Source organism: Stenotrophomonas nematodicola, from assembly GCF_009467805.1.
Taxonomy (GTDB): domain Bacteria; phylum Pseudomonadota; class Gammaproteobacteria; order Xanthomonadales; family Xanthomonadaceae; genus Stenotrophomonas; species Stenotrophomonas nematodicola.
In genome coordinates, this window is sequence record NZ_WIAY01000001.1 from 581,245 (window position 1) to 607,549 (window position 26,305).

Sequence of the window (26,305 nt, forward strand, 5' to 3'; positions counted from 1 at the left end):
GCAGAAGGGCAGCCGCGAGGCTGCCCTTCTTCGTGGGGTTGCTGCGTACCGACCCGCGGTCGGCCACGCAAGTGTCCCGGTCAGCTGTCGGCGAGTGCCTTCTTGAGCATTTCGCGGGCGGGGCCAGCCAGCTTCTCGTTGTTGAGCGCGAAGCGGATGGTGGCCTCGACCAGTCCCAGGTGGGTGCCGCAGTCGAAACGGGTGCCCTCGAACCGATAGGCATCGACGCGCTCGGTCTTGAGCAGCTCGGCGATGGCATCGGTCAGCTGGATCTCGCCGCCGGCACCGGTGCCGGTGGATTCGAGCAGATCGAAGATCGCCGGGCTCAGCACATAACGGCCGACCACGGCGAGGTCGCTCGGCGCATCCTCAGGCTTGGGCTTCTCCACGATCGCGCTGATCCGGCCCTGGCGGCCGTCGAAGGCGTCGGTCGCCACGATGCCGTAGCTGCCGGTCTTGTCGTGCGGCACGTCTTCCACGGCAATGATGCTGGCGCCGCTGGCCTGGTTGGCATCGGCCATCTGCTTGAGCGCACCGTCGCCGCGGTTCCAGATCAGGTCGTCGGGCAACAAGACAGCGAACGGCTCGTCGCCGACGATGGCTTTGGCGCAGAGCACCGCGTGCCCCAGGCCCAGCGCTTCGGCCTGGGTGACAAAGATCGCCCGCACCCCGTTCGGCAATACGTGCCGGACCAGCTCCAACTGCTCCTTCTTGCCGGCGCGCTCGAGCTTCTGCTCCAGTTCGTAGGCCTTGTCGAAGTAGTCGGCCACCGCATGCTTGTAGCGGTTGGTGATGAAGATCAGGGTGTCGCACCCTGCTTCGATCGCTTCGTCGACCGCGTACTGGATCAGCGGCCGGTCAATGATCGGCAGCATCTCCTTGGGCACGGTCTTGGTCGCCGGCAGGAACCGGGTGCCCAGACCCGCTACCGGGAATACCGCCTTGCGAATGCGCTTGTTGCTCATCAGTGCCTGTTGGCCTCTCGTGCGGGGAACGGCAGCACTGTAGCGGAGGTGACGTTATCGTCCTGTGGCAATGGCGCGAACTCGGGCATGGTCGCAAACAGGATGCTGTTGATCGCATCGGTGTCGTAGGTGGCGATGGCCTCGCGCAGCTTGGGCACGTTGCCCAGCACCTGCTCGCGCGCGAAGCTGCGCACACCGGCTTCCAGGATCTTGGGGTGCGCCGTGGGACGGTAGTCCTCGTCCGAGTAGAACAGCGTCTCGTGCAGCTTCTCGCCCGGACGCAGCCCGGTATAGATGATGGCGATGTCCTTGTACGGCTGCTTGCCGGCCAGACGGATCATCTGCTCGGCGAGCACGCGGATCGGCACCGGCTCGCCCATGTCCAAGGTGTAGATCGCGCCATGCGACGCCGAGGCGGCCGCCTGCAGGATCAACTGGCAGGCCTCGGGAATGGTCATGAAGTAGCGCGTGACTTCCGGGTCGGTCACGGTCACCGGGCCACCCTTGAGGATCTGCTCGCGGAACACCGGAACCACACTGCCGGCCGAGGCCAGCACGTTGCCGAAGCGCACGGTCACGAAACGGGTGTGGTTGGTCTTCTGATCCAGGCTCTGGCAGATCATCTCCGCGTAGCGCTTGCTGGCGCCCAGCGCATTGACCGGATCGACCGCCTTGTCCGTGGAGATGAACACAAAGTGCTCGATCCGGGCCTCGACGCAGGCGCGCGCGACCGTTTCGGTGGACAGGATGTTATTGCGCACTGCCTCGCGCAGCTGACGCTCCAGCACCGGCACCTGCTTGTAGGCGGCAGCATGGAAAACCGCGTCCACGTGCGAAAGCGACAGGGCATGGCGGATCACCGCCGGATCACCGCAGTCACCCAGCACGGCCTCCACGTCCAGATCGGGGAAGCTGCGCTTGAGCTCGGCCTCGATGGTCAGCAGCAGCAGTTCGCTCATTTCCAGCAGCACGATGCGGCCAGCGCCGTGGCGCGCGCACTGGCGGCACAATTCCGAGCCGATGGAGCCACCCGCGCCGGTGACCAGCACGGTACGACCGCCCAGCCAGCCACGGATCAGAGCCCAGTCCGGCAGGATCGGCTTGCGGCCGAGCAGGTCCTCGATCGCCACCTCCTTGAGCTGCCCGGGCAATGAATGGCCCAGCAGGATGTCGTTGAGCTTGGGTACCATCCGGAACGGCACGCCAGTGCTTTCGCACAGGGCCACCACGCGCTGCATGCCGACCGCATCCAGCGAGGGAATGGCGATCACCAGCAGCTTGGCGGCGGTCTCACGGACCACGGCCGGCGCATCGTCCAAGGTGCCGAGGATCGGCAGGCCCTGCAGCTTGGCGCCCTGCAGGTGGGGCGCGTCATCAAGCAGCCCGACCGGATGGAAATCGCCGGACCGGCGCAGGTCACGGACCAGGGCTTCGGCCGCCTGCCCCGCGCCCAGGATCAGCACCCGGCGCGCACTGGCGTCCGACTGCAGCGCCTGGTAGTCCTTCCATGCACGGTACAGCAGGCGCGGCGCGCCAAGCAGCGCCGACAGGGCGAACGGATAGATCACCAGCACCGACATCGGCACGCCATTGAAGCGCTTGTAGGCCAGCGCCACCACGATGGCCAGCAGACCGATGAAGCTGGCTTTGAAGATGTTGAGCAGATCGGCCACGCTGGCAAAGCGCCAGAGGCCGCGATACAGGCCCACGCGCCAGAACACCACCGCCTGGATCACCAACACCAGCGAGGTGTCGATGTTCCACAGCGGCAGGGCCGGTGCATCGGGAAGCATGGAGTAACGGCCGGCATGCAGCAGTTGCCAACACGCCCAGACCATGAACAGATCGTGGGCGACGATGGCGGCCCGCGGAATCAAGCCGGTAAAACGGTCCTGCCAAGGCGTCATAAAAAGCACAGTCCTTCTAAAGGCGCATTCCCTTGCGCAGGAGTAGCCAAAGGCCGGTCGCGAGGATCATCCACGCGACAGCCACGGCAGCCTCCCACCTCGGCTGCAAATGTGTGCAAGCATTAAACACCGCGACACTGAATAAACCAAAAACAAAGTACATACCGGTGGTGAAACTGTGGCTTGCGCCACTTTTCACCATCCGCTGGTACAGGTGTTGTGTGTGGGGTTGCGTCCAACGCTGCCCCGACAGCATGCGCGACAACAGTGTGAAGCCGGCGTCCACAAGGAACCCGGTCAGCGGCACCAGCAGCAACACCCACTGGATGTCGGTCACCACGCTCGTCAGGCATACCAGCGCCGCGACGGCATAGCCAAGCGCGCCGCTGCCGACATCGCCCATGAAGATGCGGGCCTGCGGGAAATTGAACGGCAGGAAGCCCAGGCAGGCCAGGCCAAGCACGACGCCGGCCAGACCGAACGGCGACGGCAGCACGAGGGCAAAGGCCATCGCGGCCAGGATCGCCTGCGTGGTCGCAATGCCGTTGATCCCATCCATGAAATTCCAGATGTTGACCAGCGACACCGTGAACAGCAGGGCCAGAACCGACTGCACCAGATTGCCCGTGACCTGCCAGACCAGACCGGCCAGCAGCGCGGATGCGACCAGATGCACCAGCAGGCGACGCAGGGCGGGCAGCGGGTGGTGGTCGTCCCACCAGCCAATCCCCGCCACCATCCCCAGCCCGATGGCGAACACCAGCAGCGCCTTGGCGGCGGACGGCCAGATCAGCGCCGCCGCCAGGCAGGCCAACAGCAGCGTGGCCACGATCGCGATGCCGCCACCGCGGGGCGTGGCGACGCCGTGGCTGCGCCGTTCGCCCGGCTGATCCATCAGGTTGCGGCGCAGGGCGTACCGGCGCGCGCACCCGGTCAGGGCCGCAGAGAGGGCCATGACCGCCACCAGGCCGGCCAGCCAGATCCAGGGGATCACCACTTACAGCACCGCGTAGTTCAGCAGCGGCTTGACCGTACCCCACTCCTTGCAGCTGGGGCATTGCCAGTGGTGCGTCCGCGCGCCGAAGCCGCAGCGCGTGCAGCGATAGGCCGGATTGCGGACCAGCAACTGGTCGGTGATGTGTTTGAGGTCGTGCAGCGTGGCCGTCGCATCGGCGCCATCGGCCAGGGTGAGATCGATCAGCGCCGATTCGCCGCGGACCGACGGGCGGTCCTTGAGCTGGCGGCCCAGGTAGGCGCGCGCGGGTGCCACGCCTTCCTGCTCTTCCATCAGCTGGGTCAGGGCCAGCACGGGCGCGATGCCGCGGTAGTGCTCGGTCATCTCCGACAGGAACGCGCGCGCGCCGGCCAGGTCGCCGACCTTGCGGTAGTTCTGCATCAGGGCCGGCAACAGTTCGGGCAGGTAGTCCGGGTCGTTGCGCGCGGCACGCTCGAACGCCCTGACCGCCGCTTCGTGATGCCCGACGTCGGACTCCAGGCGGCCTTCGATGATGCCGGCACGCACCGACATGGCATCGGCCTGGTAGGCACGTGCGATGGCCGCCCGCGCGTCGTCCACGCGGTCGGCGCCGCGATAGCGCTCGGCCAGTTCGCACTCGAACTGGCCGATCAGCTTGCCCATCGGCTCGCCAGTGACTTCCTCGAAGCGGCTGGCGTTGTCGATCGCCTTTTCCCAGTCGCGTTCGGCCTGGTAGATGCCGATCAGGTGCTTGAGCGCCTGCGGGGCGCGCTGGTCGATCTGGGCCAACTCGGTGAACACGGTTTCGGCACGGTCGAGCAGGCCGGACTTCATGTAGTCCTCGCCCAGGGCAAGGAGCGCCTGGACGCGCTGTGCATCGCTGAGGTCGCTGCGGTTGACCAGCCCCTGGTGCAGGCGGATCGCACGGTCCACCTCGCCACGGCGGCGGAACAGATGGCCCAACGCGACCTGGGTCTCGAAGGTTTCCTTGTCCAGCTCGGCGATGTGCAGGAACAGCTCGATCGCCTTGTCCGGCTGTTCATTGAGCAGGTAGTTCAGGCCACGGAAGTAGGTGCTGGAGAGCCGGCTGACCTGGTTGTCGCCATGACGCTGGCCACCGCGCCGGCCGATCACCCAGCCCGACAGCGCCGCCAACGGCAGACACAGGAAGAACCAGAACCACTCGGAGACAAATTCCATCGGCGCTCAGCGTCCGTCGAAAGTAGAAGAAGGAGGAGGTGTGGCGACCACCACGGGGGCAGCCTTCTGCGCCTTGCGCAGTTTGGAATACAGCGGGATGACCATGCTGGCCAGGACCAGGGCACCGCCGATCAGGGCACCGGACAGCAGCGAAATGATGATGGCCAGGCCGGTGGTCGTGGCGATCTGGGTGAAGCCCAAGCTGATGGCGATCGGCTGCGAATTGAGCGCGCCGACAATGAGCCCGACCACCAGAACCGCCAGCAGGACCAGTAGACGTACGATATTCATGTACCAGCTCCAGTTCCGGAAGGCCTCAAGAGTAGCGGACTAGCACTCCGCTCTACCAGCCAACACGGCGGAAAACATGCATCCGGGATACGGACGCGACGGCTCAGGCAGGATCGCTTTCCAGCGGTACGACGGCGCTGACGCGCTCGCGCAACTCCTTGCCCGGCTTGAAATGCGGGACATGCTTGCCCGGCAATGCCACCGACTCCCCCGTCTTGGGGTTGCGCCCGAGGCGCGGCGGCCGGTAGTGCAACGAAAAACTGCCGAACCCGCGGATCTCGATCCGATCACCGCCGGCCAGCGCCCCGCCCATCATTTCCAGCAACGACTTCACCGCCAGATCGACATCGTCCGACTTCAAATGCGCCTGTCGGCGCGCCAGGATTTCGATCAGCTCGGATTTGGTCATTACGGGCTCTTGGGGAGGAAACCAGACCCTGAAACGGCCCGGACAAAAGTCCGGGCCGTCCAGGAAACTACTGCAACGGGTAAGACCAATTACTCGGACTTGTTGCCGTTCAGCTGTGCGCGCAGCAGCGCGCCGAGCTGGGTCGTGCCACCCGAAGCGGACTGGTATTCCTCCAGCACTTCGCGCATTTCCGCGTCGTCCTTGGCCTTGATCGACAGCTGCAGGGTACGGCCCTTGCGGTCCATGCCCACGAACTTGGCTTCGACCTTGTCGCCGACCTTCAGGAACTGGGTCGCGTCGTCAACGCGCTCGTTCGCAACGTCGCGAGCGGACACGTAGCCTTCGATGCCGTCAGCCAGTTCGATGGTAGCGCCCTTGGCGTCCACTTCCTTGACCACGCCTTCGACCTTGGAACCCTTCGGATTGGCCGCCATGTACTGGCCGAACGGATCCTGCTCCAGCTGCTTGACGCCCAGGCTGATGCGCTCGCGTTCCGGATCGACGGCCAGGACCACTGCGTCCAGGGTGTCGCCCTTCTTGAAGTTGCGGACCACGTCTTCGCCGGTGGTGTTCCAGCTGATGTCCGACAGGTGCACCAGGCCGTCGATACCGCCGTCCAGGCCGATGAAGATGCCGAAGTCGGTGATCGACTTGATCTGGCCCGACACCTTGTCACCCTTCTTGTGGATGGCAGCGAAGGTTTCCCACGGATTGGCGGCAACCTGCTTCATGCCCAGCGAGATGCGGCGACGCTCCTCGTCGACATCCAGAACCATGACTTCGACTTCGTCACCGACCTGCACAACCTTGGACGGGTTGACGTTCTTGTTGGTCCAATCCATTTCCGAAACGTGCACCAGGCCTTCGACGCCCGGCTCGATCTCGACGAACGCGCCGTAATCGGTGACGTTGGAGACCTTGCCGAAGACGCGGCTGTTGGCCGGGTAACGACGGGCGATGTTGTCCCACGGATCCTCGCCCAGCTGCTTCAGACCCAGCGAAACGCGGTTGCGCTCGCGGTCGAACTTCAGCACGCGCACGTCCAGCTCGTCGCCGACGTTCACGACTTCGGACGGGTGGCGCACGCGCTTCCAGGCCATGTCGGTGATGTGCAGCAGGCCGTCGATACCGCCCAGGTCCACGAACGCGCCGTAATCGGTCAGGTTCTTGACGACACCCTTCAGGATCGCGCCTTCCTGCAGCTTGTCCATCAGCTGCTCGCGCTCTTCCGAGTGCTCGCTTTCGACGACTGCACGACGCGAGACCACGACGTTGTTACGCTTGCGGTCCAGCTTGATGAGCTTGAATTCCAGCTCCTTGCCTTCCAGGTAGGCCGGGTCGCGCACCGGGCGCACATCCACCAGCGAACCGGGCAGGAACGCGCGGACATCCTTGATGTCCACGGTGAAACCACCCTTGACCTTGCCGCTGATGCGGCCGGTGATGGTTTCGTTCTTTTCCAACGCTTCTTCCAGCTCGTCCCACACCATCGCGCGCTTGGCCTTCTCGCGCGACAGGACGGTTTCACCGAAGCCGTTCTCGATCGAGTCGAGGGCGACCTTGACGACGTCGCCTTCGGCAACATCGATCTCGCCAGCGTCGTTACGGAACTGTTCGATCGGCACGATGCCTTCGGACTTCAGGCCGGCGTTGATCACCACGACGTCGCCGCGGACTTCAACGACAACACCGCTGACGATGGCGCCCGGCTTCAGCTTGGCCAGATTGGCCTGACTGGCTTCGAACAGTTCGGCAAATGATTCGGTCATTAGATTTACTCTGTTGGACACATGGGCATTGGTCCCCGCAAGGGTTCCGTTTACTGCCCGCCTGTTGGTCGACCCCGGAAACGCAGGTCGTGTGTTAAGTAGGAAAACCGCCACGCATCATTGCGGGACGGAGCTGTTGTTGCCTTGCAGTAGTGCGACTGCCGTCGATGGACTGACGACCCTCCTTACAACGGATCAGGCACCCGAAACCGGAAGCAGATCCAGTACCTTGGCAACGACGGCGTCGATGCCGATACCACTGGTGTCGATGATGACGGCATCGTCTGCCGGCTTCAGGGGCGCCACTGTGCGCTGTGCATCACGGGCGTCGCGGGCCATGATCTCGCGCAGGAGGTCTTCAAAGTTAACAGAAACCCCCTTGTCTTTCAACTGCTTATGCCGCCGCTCCGCCCGCTCCTCGGCGCTGGCGGTCAAAAAGACCTTGAATGGGGCATCCGGGAAGATGACCGTACCCATGTCGCGACCGTCGGCAACCAGACCCGGCTCGATCCTGAATGCGCGCTGGCGCTCCTTCAGGGCGGCCCGGACCTCCGGAATGGCCGCAATGGCCGACGCCAGGGCGCCGGTGGTCTCCAGGCGCAGCTCGTCGGTGGCATCGGTATCGTTGACCAGCACGCGCAGCCCGCCATCGGCCGATTCGACGAAACGGACATGGGTATCGAACGTGCACCGGACCAGCGCGGAGGCGTCGGATGTGTCGATATCGGCCCAGCTGGCCGCCACGCCCACGGCGCGGTACAGGGCGCCCGAATCGAGGTAATGCCACCCCAGCCGGCGTGCGACAATGCGGCTGACGGTCCCCTTGCCGGCCCCGGACGGGCCGTCGATGGTGAGCACGGAAGGAAGCTGGTTCATGGGTTTCCCGGTGATTTTGACGGGCCATTCTAGCCCCTGCCCGGCCCCGCCCGAGACCTTTTTCGTGCAACCACTTGAAAGGATGGAAAAAAGACCGGTAGAATGGCGGGCTTGAACGAGCGTCACCTGCCGATTGTCATCTGCATATCGCGGCCGCGCTCCAACCGAATCCAACGTTTACGCCGAGGTATGCAATGAAAGTCCTGTCTTCCCTGAAGTCGGCCAAGTCCCGTCACCGTGACTGCAAGGTCGTTCGCCGCCGTGGCAAGATCTTCGTGATCTGCAAGTCGAACCCGCGTTTCAAGGCTCGCCAGCGCTGAGCCGAAGGAAGTCGCACCCGCACGGGTCGCGACCTGCCTGAACAAAAAGCCGCCTCCGGGCGGTTTTTTGTTGCCGTTTTTGCTGTAATCGGCGGGTGGGGCGCGGCCGCTGGCCGCGACACCTTCTTTTTTCTTGACCACTGGGGAGTAGATCGAGATGAAACGTTACCTGACCACCCTGCCGCTGCTGGCCCTGCTGGCCTGTTCCAGCGTGCATGCCGACACCCTGCTGATCGACCGCAGCCGCGAGAAGCCCGCCGTGACCCTGCCCGTGCGCGGCCAGAGCATGCAGCAGGTCCAGTCGCAGTTCGGCGATCCGGGTGAACGCCTGGAGCCGCGCGGCGGGCAGAAGCGCCAGTGGCCGACCATCCACCGCTGGGTGTACCCGCAGTTCACCGTCTACTTCGAGAAGCAGAAGGTGATCGATGTGGTTGCCAACCAGGCCGACGCCAATGAGATCGGGCCCAAACCGCCGATCCGCTGACCCTCCCACTGCCCGCCGCCCGGCGGGCCATCGCACCGAGATCATGAACGACACGCTCCGCTTTCCGGCCGAATGGGAACCCCAGTCCGCCATCCTGATTGCCTGGCCCCACGCCGAAACCGACTGGGCCGACCGCCTGGGCGACGTCGAGGACACCTACATCGCCCTGGTGGCAGCCATCACCCGTTTCCAGCCGGTGGTGATCATCGTTGCCGACGATGACCTGGAGGCCTACGCCGACGCGCGCCTGCGCTCCAACCGCATCGACATGGACCGCGTCCGGTTCGTCACCGCGCAGTACGACGACACCTGGCTGCGCGATTCCGGCCCGATCACGCTCACGCGTGCCGATGGCGGTTTCCGCCTGCTCGACTTCCGCTTCACCGGCTGGGGCGGCAAGTTCGACGCCAGCCTGGACGATCAGCTGGTGGGCGTGCTGCATGGCGCCGGGCTGTTCGCCAATGCGGAACTGCAGAGCATTCCGTTCGCGCTGGAAGGCGGTGGCATCGAAACCGATGGCGCCGGCACGCTGCTGACCACCTGGCAGTGCCTGCACGAACGCCATCCGGACCGCGACCGCGCCTCGCTCAGCGCCGATCTGGCAACCTGGCTGGCGCAGGACCGGGTGCTGTGGCTGGACCACGGCTATCTGGAGGGCGACGACACCGACGCCCATATCGACACCCTGGCCCGCTTCGCCTCGGTGGACAGCATCGTCTACCAGGCCTGCGACGACAGCAGCGACTCGCACTTCGCCGAACTCCAGGCGATGGGCGACGAACTGGCCGCGCTGCGCACCGCCGACGGCGCGCCGTACCGCCTGTTCCCGCTGCCGTGGGCCCGCCCGGTGATCGACGAGGGCCGCCGGCTGGCGGCATCCTACGCAAACTACCTGATCCTCAATGGGGCGGTGCTGATGCCGGCCTACGGCGACGTGGCCGACAACGCCGCACGCGACGTCCTGGCCGAGGCCTACCCGAACCACGAGATCGTGCAGGTCCCCTGCCGCTCGCTGATCTGGCAGAACGGCAGCCTGCATTGCATCACCATGCAGTTGCCGGAAGGGTTGCTGGCGTAACGCCCCCCCCTGGTCGACGCACCACCTGGCGCCGGGCTTTTGCCCGGCGCTTTTTGTTTTCGGCAACGCACGGGGGGCCGCGCGCTCGCCGGGCTGGCACCATGCCATCGCCGCGCATTTAGCGCCCAGCACGCCGCGTGCACCCATCCGCGATAAACTGCGGTTTTCCCCCTGCAGGACCCGCCCCGGATGAGCTCACGCCACACCCTTTCCGTCGCCCTGATCCAGGAGCGCAACCACGGTGACGCGGCCGCCAATCTGGCCGTGATCGAGACGCGCGTGGCTGAAGCGGCCGCCCAGGGTGCCAAGCTGATCCTGCTGCAGGAACTGCACAACGGCGCGTACTTCTGCCAGCACGAATCGGTCGATGAATTCGACCTGGCCGAACCCATCCCCGGCCCCAGCACCGAACGTCTGGGCGCATTGGCGAAAAAGCATGGCGTCGTCATCGTCGGTTCGCTGTTCGAGCGCCGCGCCGCCGGCCTCTATCACAACACGGCCGTCGTCTTCGAAAAGGACGGCACGCTGCTGGGCAAGTACCGCAAGATGCACATCCCGGACGATCCGGGTTTCTACGAAAAGTTCTACTTCACCCCCGGCGACATCGGCTTCAAGCCGATCGACACCTCGGTGGGCCGCCTGGGCGTGCTCGTGTGCTGGGACCAGTGGTATCCGGAAGCGGCGCGCCTGATGGCGCTGGCCGGCGCCGAGCTGCTGCTCTACCCCACCGCGATCGGCTGGGACCCGGATGACCAGCAGGACGAACAGACCCGCCAGCGTGACGCGTGGGTGCTGAGCCACCGCGGCCATGCCGTCGCCAACGGCGTGCCGGTGCTGAGCTGCAACCGCGTCGGCCACGAGGCCTCGCCGCTGGGCGCCTCGGGCATCCGGTTCTGGGGCAACAGCCATGTGCTCGGCCCGCAGGGCGAGTTCATCGCCGAGGCCGGCACCGACCCGACCGTGCTGATCTGCGACGTGGACCTGCAGCGCAGCGAGCATGTCCGTCGGATCTGGCCGTTCCTGCGTGACCGCCGCATCGACGCCTACGGCGACCTGCTCAAGCGTTACATCGACTGACCGCCCAGGCCTCTGACCCGTGACCGTGACCGTGCTGCTGCGCGACGCCAACGTTGCCGATATCCCGGCCATCACCGCCATCTACGCGGTGGAAGTGACCGACTTCGTCAATACCTACGAGTACGACGTACCGGACATGGCGGAGATGCAGCGACGCATGCATGACATCGTGTCGCGCGGCTTCCCGTACCTCGTTGCAGAGGTCGATGGCCGGGTTGCCGGCTACGCGTATGCCAACACCTACCGCGGCCGCATCGCCTACCAGTGGACCGTGGAGAATTCGGTCTACGTGGATGCCGCGTTCCAGGGACACGGGGTCGGCACGGCCCTCATGCAGGGTCTGATCGACGCGTGCGTGGCGCGCGGCTATCGCCAGATGGTGGCGGTGATCGGCGAGCCGTCGAACACCGCCTCGATCAAACTGCACGAACGCTTCGGCTTCCACACCGTCGGCGTTTTCCGCGGCCTCGGCCGCAAGCATGGCCGCTGGCTGGACACCGTCCAGATGCAACGCGCGCTCGGCGATGGTGCCGACAGCGCCCCTTCGAATGAATGATGCGATGACTGATACCCAGATCGACGACACCGGCGACACACTGTTCGCCGGCCAACCCGTGCGCGTGGTCGAACGCGACGGCGTGCGCTATACCCTGCTCGGCACCGCGCACGTCTCCCAGGCCAGTGTGGACGCGGTCGAGCGCGCGATCGGCAGCGGCCGCTTCGATGCGGTGGCCGTGGAGCTGGACGCGCAGCGCCTGCAGGCGCTGACCAACCCCGATGCGCTGGCCAAGCTGGATCTGGTCGAGGTGATCCGCAAGGGGCGTGTGGCGCTGTTCGCGGCCAACCTGGCCCTGGCCGCCTACCAGCGACGCCTGGCGGAGCAGCTGGGCATCGAACCGGGCGCGGAGCTCAAGCGGGCGGTCGCCCTGGCGAACGAGCGGCACCTGCCGGTGCACCTGATCGACCGCGAGGTCGGCCTGACCTTCAAGCGCGCCTCGCAGCGGCTGGGTTTCTTCGGCAAGATCAAGCTCGTTATGGGCCTGGGGGCCGGCCTGTTCGCCTCCGAGGACGTGGGCGAGGACGAGATCGAAAAGCTCAAGCAGGGCGACATGCTCGAAGCCAGCTTCGGCGAGTTCGCCAGCGAAAGCCCGGCGCTGTACGAAACCATCATCGGCGAGCGTGACCGCTACATGGCCACCCGCCTGCGCGAGACCCACGATCCAGAGCAGCGCAACGTGCTGGCCGTTGTCGGTGCCGGTCACCTGGCCGGACTGGCGCGGTACCTGGAAAACGATACCGACGCGCCGGGCCCGCTGCGTGCGTCGCTGGAAGAGGTGCCGAAGAAGCGCAACATCCCCTGGATCACCCTGACCATCCTGGCGATCGTGCTGACCGGCATCGCCGTTGGCTTCTACCGGGGCGGCTTGGGCGTGGGTACCGAGCTGCTCGCGACGTGGGCGATGTACACCGGCGGCCTGGCCGGCCTGGGCTGTCTGTTGGCGGGGAGCCATCCGTTGAGCATCCTGACGGCGATCGTGGTCGCTCCGTTCAAGCCGTTCCGCCTGAGCATCCCCACCGGCGCGTTCTCGGCCCTGGTCGAAGCGCGCCTGCGCAAGCCGGCGTATGAGGACTTCCTCAAGCTCCGCGATGACGCCCAGAGCCTCAAGGGCTGGTACCGCAACCGCGTTACCCGGGTGGTGCTCACCTTCATGCTGACCAACATCGGCAGCATGCTGGGCCTGTGGCTGACCGGGTTCCAGGTGTGGCACAAGGTCGGCGGCTGACCGCCACCGCGAGGTAGAGCCGAGCGTTGGTCGGCTGCCGTTGTTTTTCGGGGGGCCGGCCAACGGCCGGCACCCCGTGGCATCACGCCGCTTCGATCACCGCATCGCTGCCCTTCGGCGGCAATCCCCTCGCCCGCCGCACGAGGCCTGCAACCGCGCTGCTCAGGTCGTCCAGGATCGCGTAGATGGTCGGCAGGAACAGCAGGCTGACCACCGTGGAGAACGCCAGTCCACCGGCAATGGCACGTGCCATCGGGTAGTACGGCGGGCCGTTGCCGAGCAGCTGCGTGTCGGTCAGCGAGATCGGAATCATGGCCAGAATCGCCGTACCCATCGTCATCATGATCGGTCGCAGGCGCTCACGCGAGCCCTCCACCAGCGCCAGCGTGCGCCCTGCCCCGCGCCGGCGCAGGTTGTTGATGTGCTCGATCATCACAATGCCGTTGTTCACCACCACGCCCATCAGAACCAGGATGCCGATGAAGGACATGATTCCGAACGAGGTGCCGGTCAACCAGAACAGCCAGAACACACCGAAGATCGAGAACAGCACGCCGCTCATGATCGCCGCCGGGAACAGCAGCGACTCGAACACCGCCGCCATCACCACGTAGATCATCACCAGTGCGATCAGCAGGTTGAACATCATCTGCTGCATCGCCTCGTTGTCATCACCGTAGTCGCCGCCATCGAAGGTGAAGGTGTAGCCGGCCGGGAAGCTCATGGGCTTGAGCACCTCCTCCATCGCCTTGCGCCCTTCGGGCACCGTGACCTTCTCGGCAAGGTTCGCCTTGATGGTCAGCGTGGTCTGGCGGTTGGTGCGGCCGATCTGGGTCGCGGTCGGCTTGACCGTCACATCGACCAGGCTCAGCAGCGGCACCGAGCGGCCGTCACCGGTGCGAACGGTGAAGCTGGCCAGGTCTTCGGGACTGCTCTGCTCGGCACCGGCAAAGCGCACCCACACCGGCACTTCGGTATCGCCGCGACGGAACTCGCGCATGGGGGCGCCGCGCAGCGCCAGGCCGACAAAGCTCGCCACCTGCTCGGCATTGAAGCCGAAGGCGGCCGCACGCTCGCGGTCAACATGGATGGCCAGTTCGCTGCCCTTCTCGCCGTTGTCGATGCGCACATCGCGCAGCTCTGTGCGCTGGGCCAGCAGGGGCAGCACTTCCTCGCCGATCTCCTGGAGCATCTTGGTCGAATCACCCACCAGCTGGACCTGCACCGACTGATTGCCGCCACCGCCGCCATCGCCGCCCTGGTTGCCGACGACGTAATCCGCACGTGCTGAACGCGGCAGGCCCTTGCGCAGCAGTTCCTGCACCGCAGGCAGGTTGTCGGCATGTTCGGTATCGAAGGTCACCGTGGTGCTGCTGCCTTCCTGCTCGCTATACCAGGAGTACACCTGGGTGATGTGGAGCTTCTCGCGGTTCTCGTCGAGGTAGCGCTCCACCCGCGCCACTTCCTCGGACATCTGGACGTAGGTGTAGGCGCCCTTCCAGTTGTACCCGATGAAGATGTCCTTGCCGCCTTCGCCGCCGAACATGTCGATCTTGGTGAGTTTCATCGGCACCAGGCTGATCAGCACCACCAGGAAGATGCCGAACACGCTCCAGCCGCGGTGCTCCAGCGTCCACTGCAGGATGCGCGCATAGCGTCGCTGCAGGCGTGCGATCACGCCGGTCTCCGAATGCACCAGCTTGGGCGTCTTCATGCGCGCCGACAGCATCGGGATCAGGCTGACCGCGACCAGCCACGAGGCCAGCAGCGACACCGAGATGGTGATCGCGATCTGCGCCATGAAGATGCTGATGTTGTTGGTTTCGCCGAACAGGTTCGGCACGAACACGATGCAGTGGCACAAGGTGCCGGCGCTCAGCGCGATGGCCACGTTGCGGGTGCCGATGATCGAGGCAAGCACCGGCTGGTCGGGCATGCGCTCGCGTTCCTGGTAGATGCTTTCCACCACGACCACGGCATTGTCCACCAGCATGCCCACTGCCAGCAGCAGGCCCATCATGGTGAGGATGTTGAGGGTGACCCCCGCGAAGTACATGAAGCCCAGGGTGATCACGAAACAGATCGGAATGGCCAGGGTGACCATCAGCGTGGAGGGCCAGTGGCGCAGGAAGAAGAACAGCACCGTCACCGACAGCAGCAGGCCCACCGCACCGGCCTCGGCCAGCTCCAGCAGCGAGGAGGTGACCATCTTGCCCTGGTTGTCGATCACCTTGACCTGCACATCGCGCATCGATGACTGGCTGCGGATCGCTTCCACTTCGGCCAACGCCGCGCGCGACACTTCCACCAGGTTGGCGCTGCGCTCCTTGTAGATGTCCAGGCCGATGGCGGGATTGCCATCCAGTCGTCGGCCAAAGTTCATCCGTGTCGGCTTCAGGCGTACCTCGGCGATGTCACCCAGGCGCAGGCCCTTGGTGTCGATCACCAGATCGCGCAGTTCCTGCAGGTCGGTGATCTCGCCGACCGGTTGGATGCGCACGCGCTGGCCGTTGTCGTCGATCTGCCCGGCCGAGATCGAGAAGTTCAGCGTGCGCAGGCGGTCGCTGAGGTCGTTGATGCTCAGGTTGTGCGCGGTCAGACGGTCGGGACTGATCGCGATCTCGACTTCATTGGGGGGCGCGCCGGAAATATTGACGCGGGCGACGCCGGGAATGCGCTCCAGACGCCGCTTGAACTCGCGGTCGAGCATGTCGTACGCGCCGGTCAGGTCCGAGGTACTGGCCAGGCGCACCTTCAACACCGGGTCGTCGCTGCTGGACCACTTGAACACGTTGTAGCGTTGCAGGTCGTCCGGCAGGTCGGTGCGGATCGCGTCGATCCGCTCGCGCGCATCGGAGGCCGCGATGGCGATGTCGCGATCCCAGTCGGTGAACTCGATGAAGATGCTCGCGCCCTCGGAGGTGGCCGAGGAGCGCATGCGCTTGATTCCGGTCATCGTCGCCAGCGCTTCTTCGGTCGGGCGGATGATGTTGCGCTCCACCTCTTCCGGGGTGGAACCGGTGTAAGGCACCTGGACGAACAGGAACGGGGCGGAGATGTCCGGCAGTGCCTCCAGCGGCAACCGGAACGAGGCGATCAGCCCCACCACCGCCAACGACACGAAACACATGATGGTGGTGATGGGACGACGGATGGAGAACTCGGCGACGCTCATGCCGGCTCCTGTGCGCTGCCGGCGGCATGGCCGCGCGGTGCCCGCGTGAGGTGGCGGCCGCGTTCGCGGTAGTAGGCATCGCCGCGACGGTCGAGCAGGTCGTATACGACCGGAATCACCACCAGAGTCAGCAGGGTGGACACCAGCAGGCCGCCGATCACGGTGATGGCCATCGGTGCGCGCACCTCGGCACCCTCGCCCATCGCCACGGCCAGCGGCAGGAAGCCGAACAACGTGCACAGGGTGGTCATGATGATCGGGCGCAGGCGCGAACGGGCGCCCTCGACCAGGGCCTCCTGCTTGGGCACGCCGGCTTCGCGCAGCTGGTTGACCTTGTCGATCAGGATGATCGCGTTCTTGGTCACCAGACCCACCAGCAGGATGAGACCAATGAACACCACCACCGAGATCGGCTTGCCGGTGAGCATCAGTGCCAGGATCGCACCGACCAGCGCCAGCGGGATGGTGAACAGGATGACAAACGGATGCAGCAGCGATTCGAACTGCGAGGCCATCACCAGATAGACCAGGAAGATGGCCAGGCCGAAGGCGAAGATCAGCGAGCGCGCGGAATTGGCCAGCTCTTCGCCCTGCCCGCCGATGTGCATGCCCACACCGGCACCGACCGGCTGCGCGGCGACCATTGCCTGTACTTCGCGCACCGCACCGCCGAGGTCGATGTCGCGCAGATTGGCCGACACCACCGCTACGCGGGTCTGATCGGCGCGATGGATCTCGCTGGGACCGTTGGTGGCGACCACCTCGGCCACCGCGTCCAGCGTGACCGGGCGGCTGCTGCCCGGGTTGACGATCAGGCGACGGATGCTGTCCACGCTGGCGCGGTCGCCTTCCTGCGCGCGGACCAGTACATCGATCTTGCGGTCGCGGAAACTGTAGCGGGTGGCAACGTCGCCACGCACTTTCTTGACCACCACGTCGGCGATCTGGCGCGTGGTCAGGCCCAGTGCGCCGGCGCGTTCCTGGTCGAAGCGGATCTGGATTTCCGGGAACCCTTCCTCGACCGTGGACTTCACGTCGGCGTAGTGCGGGTTGTTGCGCAGCATTGCCGCCAGTGCCTGGCCGGCACGCTCCAGCGTGGCCATGTCCTGGCCGCGCAGCTCCACTTCCAGCGGCGTGGAGAAGCTGAACAGTGCGGGACGCGCGAAATCGACCTGCACGCCGGGGTGCTGATTCATGGTGTCGCGCAGGCGTTCGGTGATCGCCGCTTCAGTACGCGCATCGCCTCCCCCCGCCATCACCACGGTCAGCTTGCCGATGTTTTCGCCGCTCTCGGTCGGGCTGGCATCCAGGCGCGTACCGCTGCCGCTGACGCCGTACAGCGACGCGATGCTGTCATCCCCGGCGTGTGCCAGCTGTACCTCGCGGACCAGCGCATCGGTCTGTTTGAGCGGCGTGCCGGCCGGCAGCTTGGCGGTCATCTCGAAGCGGTCCTGGGCCAGTTGCGGGATCAGGTCGGCACCGAGCATCGGCACCAGCGCGAGGGTCGCCAGGAAGGCGATCGCGGCCAGGCCGAGCACCTTGCCCGGATGCTGCAGGGCGTTGGGCAGCAACCGCAGATAGCCGCGCTCGGCGCCGGCGTAGGGCTTCATCGCCACATCGCTGGCCTTGCGCATCACCGGGCCGATCACGGCGACCAGCAGGCGCCAGACGCGGACCACGGCCCACGCCACGCCGAAGAAGCTCCAGCGCGCCAGCGTGCCGATACCGCGACGGCCGCCTGCCACCGGCTTCAGCCAGCGACTCTCCGGCTGCCACGTGGCGTGCGCCGGCTCGGCCGGGAAGGCCAGCGGCGGGCGCCCCTTGAGCGAGCTCAACATCGGAATCAGGGTCATCGACACCAGCAGCGAGATCGCGATGGCGATCGCCACGGTCAGCGCTTGATCGCGGAACAGCTGGCCGGCGATCCCGTCGACGAACACCAGCGGCAGGAACACCGCAATGGTGGTCAGGGTCGAGGCCACCACCGCCATGCTCACTTCGCGGGTGCCGGCAATGGCCGCCTCGAGGATGCCCAGGCCACGCTCGCGCGCCTTGGCGATGCTCTCCAGCACCACGATGGAATCGTCCACCACCAGGCCCGTTGCCAGCGCCAGGCCGCCGAGTGACATGACGTTCAGGCTCAGGCCCAACTGGCCCATGAAGAAGAACGTCGTGATGATCGACACCGGCAACGACAGGCTGATCACGAACGTGCTCCAGCCATCGCGCAGGAACATGAAGATGATCAGGATGGCCAGGATGCCGCCGATCACCGCGTCCTTCTTGACGTCGCTGATCGCATGCTCGATGAAGCGCGACTGGTCCTCGATGACGGTCAGCTGTGCGTCGCCGGGAATCTGGTCCTTGATCTGCTCCAGGCGCTTGCGCAGCGCTTCGGCAGTGGCCACGGTATTGGCGTCACCTTCCTTGTAGATCGCCAGCTCCACCGCCTCGCGACCGCCCAGGCGGATGATCGCCTCGCGTTCCTTGAAGCCCTGGCGAACGCTCGCGACGTCCTTCAGGCGCACCGGCACGCCGTTGGCGATGTTGGTGGAGCTGGAACTGGATGCGCTCTGCGCGGCGGAGGCGGCGGCGATGGCCGCGTCCGAGCCGGTCGACGCCGCGATGGCGAACATCTGCTGCATGGCCGCGTCGGCGGCGTTGCCGTTGCTGCTCTGGGTGGTCACCAGCAGGTTGCGGATGTCCTCCAGGTCGGCGAACTGGTTGACGGTGCGCACCAGATAGCGCTGCGAGCCCTCTTCCAGGCGCCCGCCGGAGATGTTGATGTTCTCTTCTTTGAGACGCTTGATGACGTTGTCGATGGGCAGGTTGAGCTGGGCCAGCTTCTGCTGGTCGATGTCGACCTGGATCTCGTCCTCCAGGCCGCCGCCTACCTTCACCGCCGCCACGCCGGTGACCGGTTCCAGCTTCTTCTTCAGGTCTTCATCGGCGTAGCGGCGCAGCTCGGTGAGCTGGCGCATCGCGTCGGCATCGGTGGCCGGATCGCTCTTGGCCGCAATCACCAGGCGCATGATCGGCGCGGTGGAGGGATTGAAGCGCAGCAGCACCGGTGCTTTCGCTTCCAGTGGCAGGTTCAGCGCCTCCATCTTGTCGCGCACCTCCAGGCTGGCCTGGTCCATGTTGGTGCCCCAGGCGAACTCCAGCACCACATCGCTCTGGCCGGTACGCGAGACCGACTTGAGCTTGCGCAGGCTCTTGACCACGCCGACGGCTTCTTCCACCGGCTCGGTGATCAGCGTTTCGATTTCCGCCGGTGCCGCACCGGTGTATTCGGTGCGCACGGTCAGTGTGGGATAGCTCAGGTCGGGCAGCAGGTTGACCTTGAGATTGCCCAGCGCGATGAAGCCGAACAGCAGCAGCGTGACGGTGAACATCGCGATGGTGACGCGGCGGCGGGTGGCGAACTCCACCAGGCCGCCGCCGTGGGCACCCGGGCGATCGCCCGCGTGCGGGTCGTTGCCGTGGTCGTTGCCGGCCGACGTCATTGACGGTTCTCCGCCTTGGCGGCAGGTGCCGCCTTGGCCACCGTTGCCGCCTTGGTACCGATCACCTGCACGGCAGTGCCGTCGCGCAGCGCCACCTTGCCCGCAGTGACCACCTGGTCGCCCGCCTCCAGCCCCGCGCGGATTTCCACCCACGGGCCTTCGGCATAACCCAGCGTGACCGGTACACGCGTGACCTTGCCGGCCTGCACGCGGAACACCGCCGGCTCGCCGTCGTCAAGCAGCGCCAGGCGCGGAATCACCAGTGCATCGGTGCGCTGGTCGTAGTCGATGCGGATGCGGCCGAACATGCCCGGCTGCAATCCCGCCGCGTCTTCGCCGAAGCCGCTGACCACGCGGAAGGTGCCGCTGCCGGAATCCACCACCGGCGCAATGCGGTCAACGGTGCCGGGGAAGGATTTGCCGGGCAGCGCGTCGGCCACCAGCGTCACCGGCTGGCCGGGGCGCAGGGTTGCCAGCTCGCGCTCGGGCACGTTGAGCGTGGCCTCCAGGCGCGAGTTGTCGACGATGCGGAAGATCGGCGTATTGATCTGGACGAAATTGCCGGTCTTGATCGAGCGCGAGGCGATCACCCCGGAGATCGGCGCCACCACCGTCGTGTAGGACAGCTCGAGCGCCGCCAGGCGGTATTGCGCACGGGCGTTTTCCAGATCGAACCGCAACTGGTCGACGTCGGCGGCGCTGACCATCTGCTGGCCAACCAGCTTCTGGGCGCGCTGGTAGCTGTTCTCCAGTTTGTGCATCTGCGCTTCGCTCTGGGCCACGGCCAGGCGGGCGCGGTCCGGATCCAGGCGCACCAGCGGCTGGCCAGCGCGCACCGGCTGCCCTTCTTCCACCAGCACCGCCAGCGCCACGCCGGACGTTTTGGCGACCACCTGCGATTCGGCGCGCGGCTCGAGCGCAGCGGTACCGGTATAGCTGGCAGCGACCGCTCGACGGGTTGCGGCGACCGCTTCCACCGGAACCGCCTCGACCGCCTTGGCTGCCTTGGGGTCCTTCTCGGCAGCCTGGGCCTCGGTCGAACCACCGCCGGCGCCACAGGCGCTCAGCAACAGGGAAGTGGTGATCAGCAGTGCAGCGGCGCAGGTTCCGGTGCGGCCGTGCAGAAGAGTAATTCGCGACATCGTCGTGTCCCTGGGGGATGCGTGGGCAGGTGTGGTAGCAAAGTAATGCACCACGTCACGATCACACCATATCCCAAAGGTCATGGTGACCTTGGGCCGCCCCTCGGGCACCCCGGTTTCAGCTAGATGAAAACGCAGGCTATACTCGGGCCAGTTCCGTACCCCACGCCGGAACGACCAGACCCGTACAACGGAAAGGACATCATGCGCCCGCAGCCGCTCGCCGCTTGTCTTCTGGCCGTCCTCCTGCCCCTCGGGGCCGCCGCACAGGCCGCTACTGCTCCCGCCGTACCCGCCGTACCTGCCGCACCCGCACCGACCGCCGCGCCGGCCACGCCTGCCGCCCTCACCGGCCGCTACGACAATGGCCGCGTGCTCGCCTACACCTGCCAGGGGTGCCACGGCATCACCGGCTACAAGAACGCCTATCCCAGCTACCGGGTACCCAAGATCGGCGGCCAGACCCAGCAGTACCTCAGCCAGGCGCTGAGCGAATACCGCCAAGGCAAGCGCAGGCATCCGACGATGCAGGCGCAGTCCATGAGTTTCAGCGAACAGGAGATCGCCGATCTCGCTGTTTACCTGTCCACCGCCAAATAAGCACGCTCATGACGAAAGCCGCGCCGTTCAAGCGTTACGCCATCGCCCTGTCCGTTGCCCTGCTGCTGGCTGCCTGTTCGCAGTCGCAGGTGGAAAACAGTGCAGATTCCGCCGCCGATCCCGGCCATGCCAGTGGTGAACACGGATCGGGCTCCTCCGCCGGCCTGCCGGCCGGTCGCATCGCCGCCGGCGAAGCACGGGCCCAGGTCAAGGGCAAGGCCACCCAGCAGAGCTGCATCGACTGCCACGGTGCCGACGGCAACCAGCCGATCGACCCGACCTACCCGAAACTGGGTGGGCAGTACGGGGATTACCTTGCCCATGCCCTGCAGGCCTACCGCGCCGGCGACCGCCAGCACGCGTTGATGACCCCGCAGGCAGCCGACCTCAGCGACCAGGACATCGCCGACCTGGCGGCATACTTCGGCTCGCGACCCAGCCAGCTGCGGGACCTGCACGGGTTGAAGTGACCGCGCGGCGCGACCGTTCGCCTGACGCAACAGCGTAGAGCCGGGTTCTACCCGGCTGCTCTTCGTTCGGGGGTCAAAGCGCCTGAAGCAACAGCGTAGAGCCGGGTTCTACCCGGCTGCTCTTCGTTCGGGGGGCAAAGCGCCTGAAGCAACAGCGTAGAGCCGGGTTCTACCCGGCTGCTCTTCGTTCGGGGGCAAAGCGCCTGACGCAAGCCGGGTAGAACCCGGCTCTACGGGGCCGTGTGTGGACGCCTGATGCGCGCGTCCGGTCATGCGTCCAGTTCTTCCCACCGCGCGTACGCCGCATCCAGCTCGGCCTGGACCTTGCCGAGTTTCTGGGTGTGCGCGGCCATTTCGGCGGCGCTGCGCTGGTAGAAGGCCGGGTCGTTCATCGCGGCGGTAAGACCTTCGACGTCCTTCTCCAGGGCCTCGATCTTCAACGGCAACTGTTCCAGCTCGCGCGCGTCCTTGTAGCTGAGCTTGCGCTTGGGCGCGGCCGCTTCGGCGGGGGCCGCGGCCGTCACGGCCGGCTTGGCTGCCGCCACCGGGACCGCCGCTGCGGCGGCGGCCATGCGTGCGGCCTGGCGCTGCCAGTCGCTGTAGCCGCCGACGTACTCGCCCACCACGCCGTCGCCTTCCATCACCATCGTGGACGTCACCACGTTGTCGAGGAAGTCACGGTCATGGCTGACCAGCAGCAGCGTGCCGGCGTAGTCGCCGAGCAGCTCTTCGAGCAGCTCCAGGGTTTCCACGTCCAGGTCGTTGGTCGGCTCATCCATCACCAGCAGGTTGGACGGCTGCGCGAACAGCTTGGCCAGCAGCAGGCGGTTGCGCTCGCCACCGGACAGACGGGTGATCGGCGCACGCGCGCGTTCGGGGGTGAACAGGAAATCCTGGAGGTAGGCGTGCACATGTTTGCGCTTGCCGTTGACCTCGATGAAGTCCTGGCCTTCGGCCACGTTCTCGATCGCGGTCCAGTCCTCACGCAGCACCGAGCGGTACTGGTCGAAGTAGGCGATCTGCAGGTTGGTGCCGGCGCGCACTTCGCCGCTCTGCGGCTGCAGGTCGCCCAGCAGCAGCTTGAGCAGCGTGGTCTTGCCGCTGCCGTTGGGGCCGATCAGGCCGATCCGGTCGCCACGCAGGATGACGGTGCTGAAATCCTTGACCATCGTGCGCTCGCCAAAGGCGAACGAGATGTCCTTGACGTCGATGACCTTCTTGCCGGAATTCTCCGCCTGCGCTGCTTCCATGCGGACGTTGCCGCCGAGTTCACGCCGCTGCGAGCGTTCGTTGCGCATCGCCTTGAGCCGGCGCACGCGCCCTTCGTCACGGGTCCGTCGCGCCTTGATGCCCTGGCGGATCCAGACTTCTTCCTGGGCCAGCAGCTTGTCGAAGCGCGCGTTTTCCTGCGCCTGCGCGTTGAGGCGTTCTTCGCGACGGCGTTCGTAGTTGGCCCAGTCGCCCGGCCAGCTGGTGACCTGGCCGCGGTCGATCTCGACGATGCGGGTGGCCAGTGCACGCAGGAAGCGACGGTCGTGGGTGACGAACACCACGCTGCCATTCCAGTTCTTGAGGAACATTTCCAGCCAGTCGATGGCTTCGATGTCCAGGTGGTTGGTCGGTTCGTCGAGCAGCAGCAGATCCGGCGAAGACACCAGCGCACGGCCGAGCAGCACGCGGCGCTTCATGCCACCGGACAGGCGCGCGAACTCGGCCTCGCCATCCAGATCCAGCTTGGTCAGGGTTTCGCTGACGCGCTGGTCCAGGCCCCAGCCGTTGGCCGCGTCGATCTTTGCCTGCACATCCGACAGCGCATCGCCGTCGAATTCGTCGGCGTGGCTGAGGTGGTGGAACTCGGCCAGCCACTGGCCCAGCTCACCCAGGCCATCGGCGACCACGTCGAACACGCTGCCGGCCGCGCCGTGCGGCACTTCCTGCTCCAGGCGGGTGATGCGCACCCCCTGCTGCACGCGGATTTCGCCGTCATCGGGCTTGTGGTCGCCGGACAGCAGCTTGAGCAGGGTCGATTTGCCGGCGCCGTTGCGGCCGATCAGGGCAATACGCTCGCCCGGCTCGATCGACAGTTCGGCTTTTTCCAGCAACAGCGGGCCGCCGACGCTGAAGTCGACGTTTTGCAGAGTAATCAGAGGCATCCGACCATTGTACGGGCTGGCGGCTACCGCGTCGCTGACCCGTGCGCGAACGCCTCCGGGGGCAGTGCCAACAGGTCGCCCAACGGCGGCGGTACGCGCCTGCCCGGGTGGCGCACCACCCACAACTGACGCGACAGCGGCGGCAGCGGCGTGTCCAGGATGCGCAGCGTGCCCAACGCCACAAGATCGGCCACGGCATGGCGCGACAGGCAGGCCAGTCCCAACCCGGCGGCAGCGGCCTGCTTGATCGCCTCGGTGCTGCCCAGCTGCATCGCCCGGCCGAAGTGATGCAGGTGCGGCAGCAGGGCCTGCTCGACCGCCTCGCGCGTGCCCGAGCCGGGTTCGCGCAGCAGCCAGCGCGCTGCCGCCAGGGTCGGCAGGTCCACGTGCAAGGGCAGGTCGGCGTTGCCACCTGCCACGATCACCAGCGCGTCGCGCTGCCACGGCAGCACCTGCAGGCCGCTTTCGTGGCAGGGCCCTTCGATCACGCCGAGGTCCACGTCCAGCCGCTGCACGGCAGCGACCACCTCGGCGCTGTTGCCGATCCGCAGGTCCACCTCCGCCTGCGGATTGGCCGCCAGCAGCGCCGCCACCCGCTGTGGCAACAGGTAATTGCCGATGGTGGTGCTGGCGCCGATCCGCAGTTGCAGGGGCAACGGCCCGGCCGCCCCCGCCCGGCCCACGCCGGCCAGCTGCTCCAGGTCGGCGGCGGCCACCAGCAGCGCACGGGCCGGGTCCAGCAGCGCGCGGCCGTGCGCGTTGAGCACCAGGCGCCGGCCGATCCGGTCGAACAGCGGCGCCGCCAACTGCCCCTCCAGCTCATTGAGGGCCGCGCTGGTGGCCGACTGCGACAACGCCAACTGCAGCCCGGCCGCCGCCGTGGTGCCGGCGTCGGCCACGCCGACGAAAACCTGCCATTGGCGCAGTGTCAGATGCATGGGCCAATTAACCCATATAGCGGGTTGAAATGACATGAATAATGCGTTTTACAGGTTCATGTGGCCGGCGCAGGCTATCACCCAGCACCCCTGGAGACTGCCGTGAACGCGTCCACCGCTCCCTTGCCCGCCACCACCACTGCCGCCCAGCGCTGGCGCAGCCGCGTGCCCGGCCTGCTGCTGACCGCCGCAGTGGCCGCCGCGGCGATCGGTCTGGCCACCCTGCCGTGGCTGCAGGCGCATGGCATCAGCGCGCTGACCCTGGCGATCGTGCTCGGCATCGCGCTGGGCAATACCGTGTACCCCCCTCTGTCAGCGCCGGCCGCGACCGGGGTGGGCTTTTCCAAGCAATGGCTGCTGCGCGCCGGGATCGTGCTGTACGGGCTGCGCCTGACCTTCCAGGATATCGGCCAGGTCGGCGTGGCCGGGGTGCTGGTCGATGCGCTGGTGCTGACCAGCACCTTCGCGCTGGCCTGGTTGGCCGGTACCCGCTGGTTCGGCATTGACCGGGGTACTGCACTGCTGATCGGCGCGGGCAGCTCGATCTGCGGCGCAGCCGCAGTGATGGCCGCCGAACCGGTGGTGCGCGGGCGAGCGGAGCAGGTCACCGTCGCGGTATCGACCGTGGTGGTGTTTGGCACCGCGGGCATGTTCCTGTACCCGGCGCTGTACCAGCTCAACCTGGCCCATGCCTGGGTGCCGATGAGCGAAACGCTGTACGGCGTGTTCACCGGTTCGACCGTGCATGAGGTGGCCCAGGTGGTCGCCGCCGGGCGCGCGGTCAGCGAGGGAGCCGCGGACACGGCGGTCATTGCCAAGATGATGCGGGTGATGATGCTGGCCCCGTTCCTTGTCGCGCTGTCGCTGCTGCTGGCCCGCAGGCAGGGCGTCCGACCGGGCGCGGCACCGGCGAAGATCGTGGTGCCGTGGTTTGCCTTCGGCTTCGTCGCGGTGGCCGGGCTCAACTCGCTGCAGCTGCTGCCGGCCGGGCTGGTGGCGCTGGCCATCCAGGTGGACACCGTCCTGCTGGCGATGGCGATGGCCGCGCTGGGCCTGACCACCCATGTGTCGGCCCTGCGTCAGGCCGGCATGAAACCGCTGCTGCTCGCCCTGCTGCTGTTTGCCTGGCTGCTGGCCGGCGGGCTGGGCATCAACCTGGGCGTGCACGCACTGCTGGGGTGAGCA

At 66.3% G+C, this 26,305-nt stretch carries 22 protein-coding genes; 9 read left to right on the plus strand and 13 right to left on the minus strand.

Annotated elements, in window-relative coordinates:
* Window positions 1–80: 80 nt before the first annotated feature.
* The 8 genes from galU to cmk all read right to left on the minus strand — a co-directional run bounded on the left by galU (window position 81) and on the right by cmk (window position 8,393).
* Window positions 81–965 (minus strand): UTP--glucose-1-phosphate uridylyltransferase GalU, encoded by an 885-nt coding sequence (gene galU / locus GDJ08_RS02520; RefSeq protein ID WP_017355601.1) that lies wholly within the window; start codon window positions 963–965, stop codon window positions 81–83.
* Window positions 965–2,872 carry a polysaccharide biosynthesis protein gene (locus GDJ08_RS02525; protein ID WP_017355600.1) on the minus strand — a complete coding sequence of 636 codons (1,908 nt, stop codon included), beginning with the start codon at window positions 2,870–2,872 and terminating at the stop codon, window positions 965–967. Before GDJ08_RS02525 ends, galU begins: the two co-directional genes overlap by 1 nt.
* A gap of 16 nt (window positions 2,873–2,888) precedes the next feature.
* Window positions 2,889–3,863: an MraY family glycosyltransferase gene (locus tag GDJ08_RS02530; protein ID WP_026070705.1), complete on the minus strand. Its 975-nt coding sequence runs from the start codon at window positions 3,861–3,863 to the stop codon at window positions 2,889–2,891.
* Window positions 3,864–3,869: 6 nt separating this feature from the next.
* On the minus strand, window positions 3,870–5,048 hold the full coding sequence (gene lapB, locus GDJ08_RS02535; protein WP_017355598.1) for a lipopolysaccharide assembly protein LapB: 1,179 nt from the start codon (window positions 5,046–5,048) through the stop codon (window positions 3,870–3,872).
* Between the two features lie 6 nt (window positions 5,049–5,054).
* Window positions 5,055–5,339: a LapA family protein gene (locus GDJ08_RS02540; protein WP_017355597.1), complete on the minus strand. Its 285-nt coding sequence runs from the start codon at window positions 5,337–5,339 to the stop codon at window positions 5,055–5,057.
* Window positions 5,340–5,442: 103 nt separating this feature from the next.
* The gene (locus tag GDJ08_RS02545) at window positions 5,443–5,748 is read right to left on the minus strand and encodes an integration host factor subunit beta (protein WP_017355596.1); all 306 of its coding nucleotides are present in this window, start codon (window positions 5,746–5,748) and stop codon (window positions 5,443–5,445) included.
* 89 nt (window positions 5,749–5,837) lie between these two features.
* Entirely contained in the window at window positions 5,838–7,517 is a 1,680-nt protein-coding gene (gene rpsA / locus GDJ08_RS02550; protein WP_017355595.1) for a 30S ribosomal protein S1, read from the minus strand.
* 195 nt (window positions 7,518–7,712) lie between these two features.
* Complete coding sequence (gene cmk, locus GDJ08_RS02555) at window positions 7,713–8,393, minus strand: (d)CMP kinase (RefSeq protein WP_017355594.1); 681 nt, start codon at window positions 8,391–8,393, stop codon at window positions 7,713–7,715.
* 194 nt (window positions 8,394–8,587) lie between these two features.
* On the opposite strand from cmk, the gene ykgO reads away from it, so the two are divergent.
* The 6 genes from ykgO to GDJ08_RS02585 all read left to right on the plus strand — a co-directional run bounded on the left by ykgO (window position 8,588) and on the right by GDJ08_RS02585 (window position 13,136).
* Window positions 8,588–8,713 carry a type B 50S ribosomal protein L36 gene (gene ykgO / locus GDJ08_RS02560; RefSeq protein WP_017355593.1) on the plus strand — a complete coding sequence of 42 codons (126 nt, stop codon included), beginning with the start codon at window positions 8,588–8,590 and terminating at the stop codon, window positions 8,711–8,713.
* A gap of 157 nt (window positions 8,714–8,870) precedes the next feature.
* Window positions 8,871–9,197 (plus strand): hypothetical protein, encoded by a 327-nt coding sequence (locus tag GDJ08_RS02565; RefSeq protein WP_153164237.1) that lies wholly within the window; start codon window positions 8,871–8,873, stop codon window positions 9,195–9,197.
* 43 nt (window positions 9,198–9,240) lie between these two features.
* Window positions 9,241–10,275 (plus strand): agmatine deiminase family protein, encoded by a 1,035-nt coding sequence (locus GDJ08_RS02570; RefSeq protein WP_153164238.1) that lies wholly within the window; start codon window positions 9,241–9,243, stop codon window positions 10,273–10,275.
* A gap of 189 nt (window positions 10,276–10,464) precedes the next feature.
* Window positions 10,465–11,352: a carbon-nitrogen hydrolase gene (locus tag GDJ08_RS02575; RefSeq protein WP_017355590.1), complete on the plus strand. Its 888-nt coding sequence runs from the start codon at window positions 10,465–10,467 to the stop codon at window positions 11,350–11,352.
* A gap of 25 nt (window positions 11,353–11,377) precedes the next feature.
* The gene (locus tag GDJ08_RS02580; protein WP_153164608.1) at window positions 11,378–11,908 is read left to right on the plus strand and encodes a GNAT family N-acetyltransferase; all 531 of its coding nucleotides are present in this window, start codon (window positions 11,378–11,380) and stop codon (window positions 11,906–11,908) included.
* Entirely contained in the window at window positions 11,901–13,136 is a 1,236-nt protein-coding gene (locus GDJ08_RS02585) for a TraB/GumN family protein (RefSeq protein ID WP_136003809.1), read from the plus strand. The genes GDJ08_RS02580 and GDJ08_RS02585 overlap by 8 nt, the downstream gene beginning before the upstream one ends.
* 82 nt (window positions 13,137–13,218) lie before the next feature.
* Here GDJ08_RS02585 and GDJ08_RS02590 read toward each other — a convergent pair whose 3' ends face one another.
* Genes GDJ08_RS02590 through GDJ08_RS02600 form a run of 3 tightly spaced genes read right to left on the minus strand, consistent with a single transcriptional unit; the run spans window position 13,219 to window position 20,959 of the window.
* Window positions 13,219–16,311 (minus strand): efflux RND transporter permease subunit, encoded by a 3,093-nt coding sequence (locus GDJ08_RS02590; RefSeq protein WP_136003807.1) that lies wholly within the window; start codon window positions 16,309–16,311, stop codon window positions 13,219–13,221.
* A complete protein-coding gene (locus GDJ08_RS02595; RefSeq protein ID WP_153164239.1) occupies window positions 16,308–19,817 on the minus strand; it encodes an efflux RND transporter permease subunit in 3,510 nt (1,169 codons plus the stop codon). Before GDJ08_RS02595 ends, GDJ08_RS02590 begins: the two co-directional genes overlap by 4 nt.
* Entirely contained in the window at window positions 19,814–20,959 is a 1,146-nt protein-coding gene (locus GDJ08_RS02600; protein WP_017355585.1) for an efflux RND transporter periplasmic adaptor subunit, read from the minus strand. The genes GDJ08_RS02595 and GDJ08_RS02600 overlap by 4 nt, the downstream gene beginning before the upstream one ends.
* Window positions 20,960–21,163: 204 nt before the next feature.
* Here GDJ08_RS02600 and GDJ08_RS02605 point away from each other — a divergent pair, with 204 nt between their 5' ends.
* Both GDJ08_RS02605 and GDJ08_RS02610 read left to right on the plus strand, forming a co-directional pair.
* Window positions 21,164–21,559, plus strand: coding sequence for a c-type cytochrome (locus tag GDJ08_RS02605; protein ID WP_026070702.1), 396 nt, complete (start codon window positions 21,164–21,166; stop codon window positions 21,557–21,559).
* An 8-nt stretch (window positions 21,560–21,567) separates the two neighbouring features.
* Entirely contained in the window at window positions 21,568–22,029 is a 462-nt protein-coding gene (locus GDJ08_RS02610; protein WP_017355583.1) for a c-type cytochrome, read from the plus strand.
* A gap of 269 nt (window positions 22,030–22,298) precedes the next feature.
* Here the strand turns inward: GDJ08_RS02610 and GDJ08_RS02615 are convergent, their stop codons facing one another.
* Together GDJ08_RS02615 and GDJ08_RS02620 are read right to left on the minus strand one after the other, a co-directional pair.
* The gene (locus GDJ08_RS02615; protein WP_153164240.1) at window positions 22,299–24,182 is read right to left on the minus strand and encodes an ATP-binding cassette domain-containing protein; all 1,884 of its coding nucleotides are present in this window, start codon (window positions 24,180–24,182) and stop codon (window positions 22,299–22,301) included.
* A gap of 23 nt (window positions 24,183–24,205) precedes the next feature.
* Window positions 24,206–25,120, minus strand: a complete 915-nt coding sequence (locus GDJ08_RS02620; RefSeq protein ID WP_153164241.1) for a LysR family transcriptional regulator — start codon at window positions 25,118–25,120, stop codon at window positions 24,206–24,208.
* Between the two features lie 102 nt (window positions 25,121–25,222).
* Here GDJ08_RS02620 and GDJ08_RS02625 point away from each other — a divergent pair, with 102 nt between their 5' ends.
* A complete protein-coding gene (locus GDJ08_RS02625) occupies window positions 25,223–26,302 on the plus strand; it encodes a YeiH family protein (protein WP_423669695.1) in 1,080 nt (359 codons plus the stop codon).
* The last annotated feature ends 3 nt before the right edge of the window (window positions 26,303–26,305 follow it).